Origin of the sequence: Pseudomonas sp. TMW22090 (assembly GCF_022496665.1) — a bacterium.
Lineage (GTDB): Bacteria > Pseudomonadota > Gammaproteobacteria > Pseudomonadales > Pseudomonadaceae > Aquipseudomonas > Aquipseudomonas gregormendelii.
Window position 1 is genome coordinate 75,015 of sequence record NZ_SCFH01000010.1, and the last position, 12,630, is coordinate 87,644.

Genomic DNA, 12,630 nt, shown 5'->3' on the forward strand with positions numbered 1-12,630 from the left:
GTTGCGCTGTGAGCATAAATCTTCCGTTGCCGCTGCTGGGTGAAATGGCGATTTTCGTCAAGGTTGTCGAGACTGGCAGCTTCTCTGAAGCGGCTCGTCAACTCGGCTCCTCGCCGTCTGCGGTCAGTCGCAGCATTTCGCGCCTGGAAAAAGCGCTGGCCACTCGCTTGCTGCAACGCACCACGCGCAAGTTGCGGCTCAGTGATGGTGGCGAGGAGGTGTTCAAGCGTTGCCAGGAAATGGTCAGCGCCGCCAGGTCGGTCATGGAGATCAGTGGCCAGTTCACGGATGAGGCAGAAGGGCTGATACGGGTGAGCGTGCCCAAGGCGGTTGGGCGGTTTGTGATTCACCCGCACATGCCGGAATTCTTGCGGCGTTTCCCCAAGGTGGACGTTGAGTTGTTGCTGGAGGATCGGCAGGTGGATCTGATCGATGACCATGTCGACCTGGCCATTCGAATCACTGATCGGCCACCTGCCGGGTTGGTGGGGCGCCAGCTGCTGACGATCGATCATATGCTGTGCGCCACTCCGCAATACCTGGCCGAACACGGCATACCGACGCACCCCCATGATTTGCTCAATCACAGTTGCATTTACCTGGGAGAAACCCCAAGCGATGCGCGCTGGAAATTCAAAAAGGGCACCAAGGCGATCACGGTCGGTGTGCGCGGGCGTTATGCGGCCAATCACACCGGCGTTCGCCTGGGGGCGGTGTTGCAGCATATCGGAATTGGCAGCCTGCCTTATTTCACGGCACGTCACGCGTTGGAGCAGGGGGTGATCGTGCAGGTGTTGCCGGACTGGACCTTTCTGGCGTCCTACCATGGTGGTGCCTGGCTGCTGCATTCACCAACCCGGTACATGCCGCCGAAGTTGCGCGTGTTTATCGATTATCTGGTGGAGTGCCTGGAGAAAGAGCCGACCTTGGGCAAGCCTGGTCGGGGAGCTGAGTTGGCGGCCTATGAGACGCCTGAAGGTGAAGGTTTGCCCTGAGAGGCCCCATCGCGGACGAGCCTTGCTCCCACGGGGTCAAGGTCAGCCCGCCATGGTCCGGTTTTACCTGTGGGAGCAAGGCTTGCCCGCGATGGCGTCATCGGCTGCCACGAAAAAGGCCCGCATGTTCACCGTGCGGGCCTCTGGTATTGCTGATCGTGGATCAGTGCTTGCTGTCGTCGTTGGACATCGACAGCAGTTGCTTCTCCTGATTCCAGTCGAACGGCTCATCGTTCTGTTCGGCTTCGAAGCGACGTTCTTCCAGCGCCTGGTACAAGTCGATTTCGTCGTCAGGCATGTAGTGCAGGCAGTCACCGGCGAAATACCACAGCAGGTCGCGCGGGACCAGGTGGGCGATTTGCGGGTAGCGGGTGATCACCTGGCAGAGGATGTCCTGGCCCAGGTATTGGCTTTCAATCGGGTCCACTGGCAACAATGCCCGCAGTTCGTCGAAACGCTCCAGGAACAAGGCATGGCTTTCTTCGGGAACCTGCTCGGCCTCGCCCACGGCGACCAGGATGCTGCGCAAGTGGTCCAGCAGGACGAGATGATCGGCAACGATGTTGGACACGAGATAAGTCCTCAAGAGCAAAACGGGCGCGGGAGTATAAAGCTCCTGCGCCCGTTTTTACAGGTAGAACGGAATCAGCGGACCTTTCCGTCGGCCAGTGCCAGCTCTTCCTTGTCGAAGTCATCGACATCGATCACCTTGCGTCGTGCCGCCTCGGCATCACGCAACGTCAGCGCTTCCACTGGCTGCAACACGCCCGCTTCCAGTGCCGCATCAATCGCGTGTTCCCCGGCAGCCGGCTTGACCTGGCCACTCTTGAGCGCCACATGCAGCTTCTTCTGCAAAGGCTGCGCGGCGTTCAACAGGTTGCACGCGTGCTGCAACGCGCCGACCGCGTCATCTGCCGCCTGCGGGCGGTAGCAACCACCGAGCAACTCTTCCAGGGTCGGATCACCTTTGGCGCGACCGATGACAGCAGCGACCTCGGCACCGAGCTTATCCGACGGACCTTTGTGACGGCGACCGAATGGAAACACGATCACCCGCAGCAGGCAGCCCAGTACTTTGTTCGGGAAGTTGGTCAGCAATTCGTCGAGGGCCTTTTCCGACTGACCGAGGCTTTCTTCCATCGCCCAGTTGAACAGCGGCGCCATATGTTCAGGCGAATCGAGATCGTGGTAACGCTTGAGTGCCGCAGAGGCCAGGTACATGTTGCTGAGTACATCACCCAGGCGTGCCGACAGGCGTTCGCGACGTTTAAGTTCGCCACCCAGCAGCATCATGCTGAGGTCGGCGAGCATGGCGAACGCGGCGGCCTGGCGGTTGAGCGCGCGGAAGTACCCTTGACTCAGGGCATTGCCTGGCGCTCGTTCAAAGTGACCAAAGCCGAGGTTCAGCACCAGGGTGCTGGCGGCGTTGCTAACGGCAAATCCGATGTGCTTGAGCAGCAACGCATCGAACTCGACCAGGGCCTGATCCTTGTCCTCGCGCCCCGCCAGGGCCATTTCCTTGAGTACGAACGGATGGCAGCGAATCGCGCCTTGGCCAAAGATCATCAGGTTGCGCGAAAGGATGTTGGCGCCTTCCACGGTGATGAAGATCGGCGCGCCGTTCCAGCTGCGTCCCAGGTAATTGTTCGGGCCCATGATGATGGCCTTGCCGCCGTGTACATCCATGGCGTGGCTGATGCATTCGCGTCCACGTTCGGTCAGGTGGTACTTGAGGATCGCCGACAGCACCGAAGGCTTCTCGCCCAGGTCTACGGCATTGGCGGTAAGCATCCGCGCTGCATCCATCATCCACGCATTGCCGCCGATACGCGCCATGGCTTCCTGGATACCCTCGAACGCCGAAAGTGGCACGTTGAACTGCTCGCGGACCTGGGCGTACTGGCCGGTCACCAGGCTGGTGAACTTGGCGGCGCCGGTGCCAACTGCCGGCAGGGAAATCGAACGGCCGACGGACAGGCAGTTCATCAACATCATCCAGCCCTTGCCGAGCATCTCCTGGCCGCCTATCAGGTAGTCCAGGGGGATGAACACGTCCCTGCCGGAATTGGGGCCGTTCATGAACGCCGCGCCCAGTGGCAGGTGGCGACGTCCGATCTCGACGCCAGGGGTGTCAGTTGGAATCAGCGCCAGGCTGATGCCCAGGTCTTCCTTGTCACCCAGCAGATGGTCCGGGTCGTAGGCCTTGAACGCCAGGCCGAGGAGGGTCGCGACGGGGCCCAGGGTGATGTAGCGTTTTTCCCAGTTCAGGCGCAGGCCAAGGGTTTCCTGGCCTTCCCATTGACCCTTGCAGATGATCCCGGTGTCGGGCATCGCGCCGGCATCGGAGCCGGCAAGCGGGCCGGTCAGGGCGAAGCACGGAATATCGTCACCGCGCGCCAGGCGTGGCAAGTAGTGGTTGCGTTGTTCGTCGGTGCCGTAGTGCAGCAGCAGCTCGGCAGGGCCGAGGGAGTTGGGGACCATCACGGTGGAGGCGAGGTCGCCGCTGCGAGTCGCCAGTTTCATCGCCACCTGGGAGTGGGCATAGGCGGAAAAGCCCTTGCCGCCGAATTCCTTGGGGATGATCAGGGCGAAAAAGCCGTTGTCCTTGATGTGGGCCCAGGCTTGCGGTGGCAGGTCCATGTCCTGGCCGATCTGCCAGTCACTGACCATGGCGCAGAGCTCTTCGGTCGGGCCATCGATAAAGGCCTGTTCCTCTTCGCTCAACTGCACTTTCGGGTAGGCCAGCAACTTATCCCAGTCCGGACGGCCACTGAACAATTCACCGTCCCACCACACCGTGCCGGCGTCGATCGCATCGCGCTCGGTCTGCGACATCGGCGGCAGGGTTTTCTGGAACCAGCTGAACAGTGGCGCGCTGAAAAACTTGCGGCGCAGGTCCGGCAGCAACAAGGGCGCCGCCACGGCGGCGATCAACACCCATAGCAGCAGCAACAACCAGCCTGGCGCGTGACTGAAGGCGCCCATTGCCACCACAAAAACGCCAACGATGCACAAGGCGGGGAGTGGGGCGGTGCGGCGATGCGCCAGATAGGCAACGCCGACGATCAGAACCAGTATCCACAACAACAGCATATTTAATCCTCCGTGAACCAGGGCAAAACCAACCCTCAGAGCTTAGACGGCATCCGTAGCAGGGTGATCAGGGCAAGGTGTTGAATTGTGAGAAACCTTGTAAAAGTTTTGCAGGCACGGTTGGCAACAGCCTGCGCAAATCGTTCGCTGCTCGCGCGACAATGCGCCCATGTTTGGCCGAAATGTCGTTATCTCTGTGCTTATCCTGTCGCTAGACTCGGGTCTTCCCCAGGAGATTGATCTCATGCGCGAGTATTTGAGCCCCGGCCGCTTCATCGATAGTGACCACCCGTCAGTAGTGGAGTTCGCTGAAAAACACCGTGGCGCCAGTCGCGATCCGCTCGAGCAGGCGATCAATCTCTATTACGCCGTGCGCGAAGCTGTGCGTTACAACCCTTATACCTTCAGCCGCGACCCGCAGACCCTGTGCGGCAGTTACGCGTTGGCGGCAGGAGAAAGCTATTGCGTGCCCAAGGCCACATTGCTGGCTGGCGCGGCGCGGCATTGCGCAATCCCGGCACGTATCGGCCTGGCTGACGTGCGCAATCACCTTTCGACCCCGCGGCTGCTCGAACTGCTCAGGAGCGACGTGTTCGCCATGCACGGTTATACCGAACTGTTCCTGAACGGACGCTGGGTCAAGGCCACGCCGGCATTCAATCAAGGCCTGTGCGAATTGTTCAACGTCGCGCCATTGGAGTTCGACGGGATCAACGACAGCGTGTTCCACCCTTTCAATCGCGATGGCGAGCCGTTGATGGAGTACCTGGTCGACCATGGCCAGTTCACCGATGTGCCTGAAGCGTTCTTTTTCGAGCACCTGGAAAAATGTTACCCGCACCTGTTTGCCGGGCAGTTGCCGGCGCTGCTGGGGGACATGCAGAGCGATTTGAGTCGCGCCTGATCCGGCGTATGCTGCCTGCGCATTCATCCATAAAGAGGCGCTCATGCTGAAGATCTGGGGTCGCAAGAACTCGTCGAATGTCAGGAAACCGTTGTGGGCCGCCGAGGAGCTGGGCCTGGTTTACGAGGCAATAGATGCCGGCGGTGCCTTTGGCGTCGTGGACACCGCGCATTACCGGGCGATGAACCCTAATGGTCGTGTGCCGGTGATTGAAGACGACGGCTTCGTGCTGTGGGAATCCAATGCCATCGTGCGTTATCTCCTGGCCCGCCACGCCAGCAACAGCGCCTGGTACCCGGCGGATCCGCAAGCCCGCGCCAGCGCCGACAAGTGGATGGACTGGACCACTTCGAACTTTGCAGGCCCGTTCCGCACCGTGTTCTGGGGTGTGCTGCGCACCTCGGCCGATCAACAGGACTGGCCGGCCATCCACGCTGCGATCAAGGAGTGCGACGCGCTGCTGGCGGTAGTCGATCAGGCGTTGACGGCCCAACCCTACCTGTCGGGTGACGAGATCGGCATGGGTGACATACCCCTGGGCAGTTTTATTTATGCCTGGTTTGAAATGCCCATCGAGCGCGCACCCCAGCCCCATCTTGAGGCCTGGTACGCACGGCTCAAGCAGCGTCCGGCGTATCAGAAAGCCGTCATGACCGCGTTGACTTAATACTCACTATCGACACGCTTGACTGTACTTGTGTGGCGGGGACAAGCACCATTGCGCTCATGCGCTGCGGTTGTGTTAGTCACCGCCCGCCCTTATCTATTCCTTCCTTTCCCTTCTTGGTGCGTAATCCGATATGAGTTCCGCTCTGTCCATCCGGCAGCTAACCAAAACCTACGGCAACGGTTTCCAGGCCCTGAGTGGTATCGATCTGGATGTCGCCGAAGGTGATTTTTTCGCCTTGCTCGGCCCTAACGGTGCGGGCAAGTCCACGACCATCGGCATTCTCTCGACCCTGGTGAACAAGACCAGCGGCACGGTGAACATCTTCGGTCATGATTTGGACAAGAACCCGGCGGCGCTCAAGCGCTCCATCGGCGTCGTGCCCCAGGAATTCAACTTCAACCAGTTCGAAAAGACTTTCGACATCGTCGTGACCCAGGCCGGCTACTACGGCATCCCGCCGAAAATCGCCAAGGAGCGCGCCGAGCAGTACCTGACCCAACTGGGGTTGTGGGACAAGCGCGATACGCCATCGCGATCCCTGTCTGGCGGGATGAAGCGCCGGTTGATGATTGCCCGCGCGCTGGTTCACGAACCGCGCTTGCTGATCCTCGACGAGCCGACGGCGGGGGTGGACATCGAGTTGCGGCGTTCGATGTGGACCTTCCTCACCGAGCTGAACCAGAAAGGCATCACCATCATCCTCACCACCCATTATCTGGAAGAGGCTGAGCAGCTGTGCCGCAACATCGGCATCATTGACCACGGCACCATCGTCGAGAACACCAGCATGAAGCAATTGCTGGGGCAGTTGCATGTGGAAACCTTCCTGCTCGATCTCAAGAACACCTTGAGCGTTGCGCCGCAGTTGCTTGGTTACCCGGCCAGACTGGTCGACGGTCATACCCTTGAGGTCCAGGTCGACAAGGCCATGGGCATCACCGCGCTGTTCACCCAGCTTGCGCAGCAGAACATCGAAGTGTTGAGCCTGCGCAACAAAACCAATCGCCTTGAGGAGTTGTTCGTGTCCCTGGTGGAGAAAAATCTGTCGAAGGTGGCGGTATGAGTTCCGAGCTGCAACCCAACCTCGTTGCCCTGAACACTATCGTCTACCGCGAGGTCAGGCGCTTCACCCGAATCTGGCCGCAGACCTTGCTGCCGCCAGCGATCACCATGGTGCTGTACTTCGTGATTTTCGGGAACCTGATCGGTCGGCAGATTGGTGACATGGGTGGCTTCACCTATATGGAGTACATCGTGCCGGGCCTGATCATGATGTCGGTGATCACCAACTCCTACGGCAACGTGGTGTCGAGTTTTTTTGGCAGCAAGTTCCAGCGCTCCATCGAGGAATTGATGGTGTCGCCGGTGTCGCCGCACACAATCCTGATCGGCTACACCCTCGGGGGCGTGCTGCGCGGGTTGATGGTGGGGGTGATCGTGACCCTGTTGTCGCTGTTCTTTACCCATTTGCAGGTGCACCACCTGGGCGTGACCATCCTGGTGGTGGTGCTGACGGCAACGATCTTCTCGTTGCTGGGCTTCATCAACGCCGTGTTTGCGCGCAACTTTGATGACATTTCGATCATCCCGACCTTTGTGCTGACGCCGCTGACGTACCTGGGCGGGGTGTTCTACTCGATTTCCCTGCTGCCGCCGTTCTGGCAGACCGTGTCCCTGGCGAACCCGGTGCTGCACATGGTCAATGCGTTCCGTTACGGCATCCTCGGGGTCTCGGACATCCGCATCAGCGTAGCGATTACCTTCATGCTGGTGGCGACTGTGGTGCTGTATATCGGTTGCGCGCGGTTGCTGGTGAGTGGCCGCGGGATGCGTACTTAAAGTAATCCTGGATAGACAAACGGCCTCCCATGCGGAGGCCGTTTTGCATCACGACATCCGGTTTTTCTTGCGCCGCCGCCACTGCCGCGCAACCCACCAGCGCCAGTACAGCATCGTCAGGCAGTAGGCCAAGGCTCCCAGCACCAGTCCCGTGACCACCGAACCCAGCAGGAATGGCTGCCACATCGTGGACAGCTCGCCGCTGATCCATTCCCACGTCAGTTCGTCCGGCAAGTGCCGGGCAGGAATGTCCATCAACCAGGCGCCCGTCTGGTAGGTACAAAAGAACACGACCGGCATGGTGATTGGATTGGTCAGCCAGACCAGGCTGACGGCGATGGGGATATTGCCGCGCACCATGATGGCCAACGCCGCGGCTACCAGCATCTGCAAGGGAATGGGCAGGAAGGCGGCGAACAAACCCACGGCCATCGCCCGGGCAACGGAATGGCGGTTGAGGTGCCACAGGTTCGGGTCATGCAGCAGGGTGCCAAGGAAGCGTAAGGACTTATGTTCCCTGATGCTCGTCGGATCTGGCATGTAGCGTTTGAATAAGCGCCGGGGCATAAGGCTTCTCGGTCGGTTAAGGCGGCAAGTATGTCTCGATTCTGTGAACCGCCCATTCAGACTTTGTGACAATTAATAACGACGGCCGTGCCATCCCCCGACTATGCCTAGTGGGTGGACTCCAAGGACGGGCGTATGCGCACAGGGATGATAGCGCTGGGGCTGGGTTTGCTGACCCTGCGTTTCTTACCGGCATTACCGCCGGTCTGGTCGTTGATACTGATGCCGATAGTGGGCTTGATGGTGCTGCCGTTTCGCGCCTATCCGCTGGCTTTTTTCCTGTTTGGCTTCACTTGGGCCTGTACCCAGGCGCAATGGGCGCTAAACGATCGCTTGCCGATTCAGCTCGAGGGTGAAACCCGTTGGGTGGAGGGGACGGTCACGGGACTGCCGCAGAACGGCGAAGGTGTCGTGCGCTTCGAGCTGTCGGACAGCCATTCCCGCCGTACAAAGCTCCCGCAGCGGATGCGCCTGGCCTGGTACGACGGCCCTGCGGTGAATAGCGGGGAACGCTGGCGCCTGGCAGTCAAGCTGAAACGACCCATCGGGCTGCTCAATCCCCATGCATTCGACTACGACGCCTGGCTGCTGGCGCAACGCATCGGCGCCACCGGCACGGTGAAGGCTGGCGAAATACTCGCAGATGCCCGGGGAGCCTGGCGCGATAGCCTGCGCCAGCGCTTGCTGAGTGTAGATGCGCAGGGCCGCAGCGGCGCGCTGGCGGCCTTGGTGCTGGGCGACGGCAGCGGCCTGAGCCGCGAGGACTGGCAGGTGCTGCAAGACACCGGCACCGTACATTTGCTGGTGATTTCCGGGCAGCACATCGGTTTGCTGGCAGGCGTGATGTACTTGCTGATCGCGGGGCTGGCTCGTTATGGCTTATGGCCGCGCCGTTTGCCTTGGCTGCCTTGGGCGTGCGGATTGGCATTTGCGGCGGCTCTTGGTTATGGCTTGCTTGCCGGCTTCGACGTACCGGTGCGCCGGGCCTGTGTGATGATCGGCCTGGTGCTGCTGTGGCGCCTGCGTTTGCGCCATCTCGGCGCCTGGTGGCCGCTGCTGCTGGCGCTGAACGGGGTCCTGTTGATGGACCCGCTGACGAGCCTGCAACCCGGTTTCTGGCTGTCCTTTGCGGCGGTGGGGGTGTTGATCTTCACTTTCGGCGGTCGGCTTGGCTCATTGCCCTGGTGGCAAACCTGGACTCGCGCCCAGTGGATGATCGCCATTGGTTTGAGTCCGCTTTTACTCATCCTCGGCCTGCCGATCAGCCTCAGTGGGCCGCTGGTCAATTTACTCGCGGTGCCCTGGATCAGTCTGTTTGTCCTGCCGCCTGCATTGCTTGGCACCTTGCTGCTGCCAATGCCTTATGTGGGCGAGGGGTTGCTGTGGCTCGCCGGGGGGCTGCTCGACTGGCTGTTCAAGGGCCTGGCGCAAGCGGCGGGGCAGGTGCCCGCCTGGGACCCTATGGCGATTGCGTTTTGGACCTGGGCGCTGGCCGCCGCCGGCGCCCTGCTGCTGCTAATGCCGGCGGGGGTGCCGCTGCGATGGCTGGGCTGGCCGATGTTGCTGTTACTGGTCTTGCCACCGCGTCCCACAATCGCCGAAGGCATTGCCGAGGTCTGGCTTCTGGACGTCGGCCAGGGCCTGGCGATCCTGGTGCGCACTCGTCATCACAACCTGTTGTATGACGCCGGGCCGCGTTCCGCGGGCATGGACATGGGCGCGCGAGTGGTGCTGCCGACGTTGCGCAAGCTGGGAGTGGAACAGCTTGACCTGATGCTGATCAGCCATGCTCACGCCGATCATGCCGGAGGCGCCAACGCAGTGGTCGACGCAATACCGGTCCGCAGGATAATGGGCGGCGAACCCTTTCCCCCGGCAGACGGCCTGCTCGCAGATGCCTGCGAGAGTGGCGGGTACTGGAATTGGGACGGGGTGAGCTTCCGGCTCTGGCAGTGGGCGTCGGCGCAGGACAGCAACTCCCGATCCTGCGTGTTGCAAATCGAGGCCTCAGGCGAGCGGTTGCTGCTGACCGGTGATATCGAACGGGCCGCCGAGCAGGCATTGCTCGGCAGCCCGCTGGCCGTCGCCACTGACTGGTTGCAGGCTCCGCACCATGGCAGTCGCACTTCATCCACGATGCCCCTGCTCAACGTGCTCCAGCCCAAGGCGGTGCTGATCTCCCGCGGCAACGGCAATTCGTTCGGCCATCCGCACCCGACGGTGATTGCACGCTATCGAAAATTGGCAATGGGGATCTACGACAGTGCGCAGCAGGGCGCCGTTCATCTGCAACTGGGGACCTTCTCGGCACCGGCGACGATGCGTCAACAACGGCGCTTCTGGCGTGATCCGGCACCGCTGGCAGAATGACTGGCGGGCAGCGGGCCCCGACCGGTTGCGCCATCGTGGTCTTCGGTGCGAGGAGCCCCTATGGTAGAGTGGCGCACTTTTTCGAGGGGACTGTCACTGTGTGGGAATTGGTCAAATCCGGCGGCTGGATGATGCTGCCGATCATTCTGAGTTCCATCGTGGCCATGGCGATCGTCGTCGAGCGCCTGTGGACCCTGCGTGCCAGTCGTGTGACTCCGGAGCATTTGCTCGGCCAGGTCTGGGTCTGGATCAAAGACAAACAGCTCAATAAGGAAAAGCTCAAGGAATTGCGCGCCAATTCCCCTCTGGGCGAAATACTCGCGGCTGGCCTGGCCAACTCCCGGCATGGTCGCGAAATCATGAAAGAGTGCATCGAGGAAGCCGCGGCGCGAGTCATTCACGAACTCGAACGCTACATCAACGCCCTGGGCACTATTGCCGCCATGGCGCCGTTGCTGGGCCTGCTCGGCACCGTGCTGGGCATGATCGATATCTTCAGTGCGTTCATGGGCACCGGCATGGGCACCAACGCGGCGGTACTCGCCGGTGGTATTTCCAAAGCCCTGATCACCACGGCCGCAGGCCTGATGGTCGGTATCCCGGCGGTGTTCTTCCACCGTTTCCTGCAACGCCGGATCGACGAACTGGTGGTGGGCATGGAACAGGAAGCGATCAAGCTGGTTGAGGTCGTACAGGGCGACCGTGATGTTGACCTGGCCGAGGGCAGAGCGTGAAATTCCGCCGCAAGCCTCGGGAAACGGTCGATATAAACCTCGCTTCGCTGATCGACGTGGTGTTTATCCTGCTGCTGTTTTTTGTCGTGACCACCACTTTCACCCGTGAAACCCAGCTGCGCGTCGACCTGCCGGAAGCCGTCAGCGGAACGCCCGCCGAAGATCAGCAGGTCAAGCACCTGGACGTGGCGATCAATGCTGAAGGCGCGTTTTCGGTGAATAACCAGGTCTTGCCCAAGAACGACCTGGCGACCCTGATGGACGCCCTGCAGAAAGAATCCAACGGCGACACCAGCCTGCCGCTGTCCATCAGCGCCGACGGCAAGACCCAGCATCAGTCGGTCATCATCGCCATGGATGCTGCCGGCAAGCTCGGTTTCAGCCACCTGCGCATGACCACTGTCGAGGCGGCGCCGCCCGCGCCCTGATGGCCATGTCCGATCGCTTGCTCGCCGCGTGGTACCAGGGACATCCGGCCCTGAAGCTCTTGCAGCCGCTGGAGTGGCTCTATCGCCGTGTGGTCACGAACAAGCGCAAGCGTTTCCTGGCGGGCGAGGGCGAGATCTATCAGCCGCCAGTGCCGTTGATCGTCGTCGGTAATATCACCGTTGGCGGCACGGGCAAGACTCCGCTGATTCTCTGGATGATCGAGCACTGCCAGCGTAGCGGGCTGCGCGTCGGGGTGGTCAGTCGGGGTTACGGCGCCAAACCACCGCAACTGCCATGGCGAGTCGCGGCGGATCAGGGCGCCGATACTGCGGGCGACGAGCCTCTGTTGATCGTCCAGCGCACCGGCGTACCCTTGATGATCGACCCGGACCGCAGTCAGGCGGTCAGGGCCTTGCTCGAGAGTGAACCGCTGGACCTGATCCTGTCGGACGACGGCATGCAGCATTATCGCCTGGCCCGTGACCTTGAGCTGGTGCTGATCGACGCCGCCCGTGGCCTGGGTAACCGGCGCTGCCTGCCCGCCGGGCCCCTGCGTGAGCCGGTCGAGCGCCTTGAGAGCGTCGATGCGGTGCTCTACAACGGCGCTGCGGACGATCGCCATGACGGGTTTGCGTTCCAGCTGCAACCTACCGCGCTGGTCAATCTGCGTAGCGGTGAACGGCGGTCGCTCGATCATTTTCCTGCGGGTCAGGCACTGCATGCCGTGGCCGGCATCGGTAATCCACAGCGTTTCTTCACGACCCTCGAAACGCTACACTGGAAGCCTGTACCGCACGCGTTCGCCGACCACGCCGAGTACAGCGTGCAGGCACTGAATTTCGCTCCGTCATTGCCTTTGGTAATGACTGAAAAGGACGCGGTGAAGTGCCGTGCCTTCGCCGCCACCGATTGGTGGTACCTGACGGTCGATGCTGCGCCATCCCCGGCCTTTGTCGCCTGGTTCGATACGCAGCTGATGCGCCTGGTGCCGGACCGTCTTTTGCCTTAACTCCGTTTTATCCAGGGAAT

At 61.2% G+C, this 12,630-nt stretch carries 12 protein-coding genes; 9 read left to right on the forward strand and 3 right to left on the reverse strand.

What is annotated here, in order from left to right:
- Window positions 1-8 precede the first annotated feature (8 nt).
- Window positions 9-995, forward strand: coding sequence for a LysR family transcriptional regulator (locus EQV97_RS24355; protein ID WP_240890227.1), 987 nt, complete (start codon window positions 9-11; stop codon window positions 993-995).
- A 163-nt stretch (window positions 996-1,158) separates the two neighbouring features.
- Here EQV97_RS24355 and EQV97_RS24360 read toward each other — a convergent pair whose 3' ends face one another.
- Window positions 1,159-1,566, reverse strand: a complete 408-nt coding sequence (locus EQV97_RS24360; RefSeq protein WP_225570854.1) for a PA2817 family protein — start codon at window positions 1,564-1,566, stop codon at window positions 1,159-1,161.
- A gap of 74 nt (window positions 1,567-1,640) precedes the next feature.
- A complete protein-coding gene (locus EQV97_RS24365; RefSeq protein WP_240890228.1) occupies window positions 1,641-4,088 on the reverse strand; it encodes an acyl-CoA dehydrogenase in 2,448 nt (815 codons plus the stop codon).
- A gap of 244 nt (window positions 4,089-4,332) precedes the next feature.
- Here EQV97_RS24365 and EQV97_RS24370 point away from each other — a divergent pair, with 244 nt between their 5' ends.
- The 4 genes from EQV97_RS24370 (at window position 4,333) to EQV97_RS24385 (ending at window position 7,501) form a co-directional block, all read left to right on the forward strand.
- Window positions 4,333-4,992, forward strand: coding sequence for a transglutaminase family protein (locus EQV97_RS24370; protein WP_240890229.1), 660 nt, complete (start codon window positions 4,333-4,335; stop codon window positions 4,990-4,992).
- Between the two features lie 43 nt (window positions 4,993-5,035).
- Window positions 5,036-5,659: a glutathione S-transferase gene (locus tag EQV97_RS24375; RefSeq protein WP_122839119.1), complete on the forward strand. Its 624-nt coding sequence runs from the start codon at window positions 5,036-5,038 to the stop codon at window positions 5,657-5,659.
- Between the two features lie 133 nt (window positions 5,660-5,792).
- Window positions 5,793-6,725, forward strand: a complete 933-nt coding sequence (locus EQV97_RS24380; protein ID WP_045061744.1) for an ABC transporter ATP-binding protein — start codon at window positions 5,793-5,795, stop codon at window positions 6,723-6,725.
- Window positions 6,722-7,501: an ABC transporter permease gene (locus EQV97_RS24385; protein ID WP_122839120.1), complete on the forward strand. Its 780-nt coding sequence runs from the start codon at window positions 6,722-6,724 to the stop codon at window positions 7,499-7,501. The genes EQV97_RS24380 and EQV97_RS24385 overlap by 4 nt, the downstream gene beginning before the upstream one ends.
- A 48-nt stretch (window positions 7,502-7,549) precedes the next feature.
- Here EQV97_RS24385 and EQV97_RS24390 read toward each other — a convergent pair whose 3' ends face one another.
- Window positions 7,550-8,068 carry a DUF2062 domain-containing protein gene (locus EQV97_RS24390; protein WP_122839121.1) on the reverse strand — a complete coding sequence of 173 codons (519 nt, stop codon included), beginning with the start codon at window positions 8,066-8,068 and terminating at the stop codon, window positions 7,550-7,552.
- 135 nt (window positions 8,069-8,203) lie between these two features.
- On the opposite strand from EQV97_RS24390, the gene EQV97_RS24395 reads away from it, so the two are divergent.
- From EQV97_RS24395 to lpxK, 4 genes are all read left to right on the forward strand, one after another.
- On the forward strand, window positions 8,204-10,438 hold the full coding sequence (locus EQV97_RS24395; RefSeq protein ID WP_240890230.1) for a DNA internalization-related competence protein ComEC/Rec2: 2,235 nt from the start codon (window positions 8,204-8,206) through the stop codon (window positions 10,436-10,438).
- Window positions 10,439-10,536: 98 nt separating this feature from the next.
- On the forward strand, window positions 10,537-11,172 hold the full coding sequence (locus tag EQV97_RS24400; protein ID WP_163019410.1) for a MotA/TolQ/ExbB proton channel family protein: 636 nt from the start codon (window positions 10,537-10,539) through the stop codon (window positions 11,170-11,172).
- Entirely contained in the window at window positions 11,169-11,600 is a 432-nt protein-coding gene (locus tag EQV97_RS24405; RefSeq protein WP_045061739.1) for a biopolymer transporter ExbD, read from the forward strand. Before EQV97_RS24400 ends, EQV97_RS24405 begins: the two co-directional genes overlap by 4 nt.
- The gene (lpxK, locus tag EQV97_RS24410) at window positions 11,600-12,610 is read left to right on the forward strand and encodes a tetraacyldisaccharide 4'-kinase (protein ID WP_122839124.1); all 1,011 of its coding nucleotides are present in this window, start codon (window positions 11,600-11,602) and stop codon (window positions 12,608-12,610) included. Before EQV97_RS24405 ends, lpxK begins: the two co-directional genes overlap by 1 nt.
- Window positions 12,611-12,630: the final 20 nt, after the last annotated feature.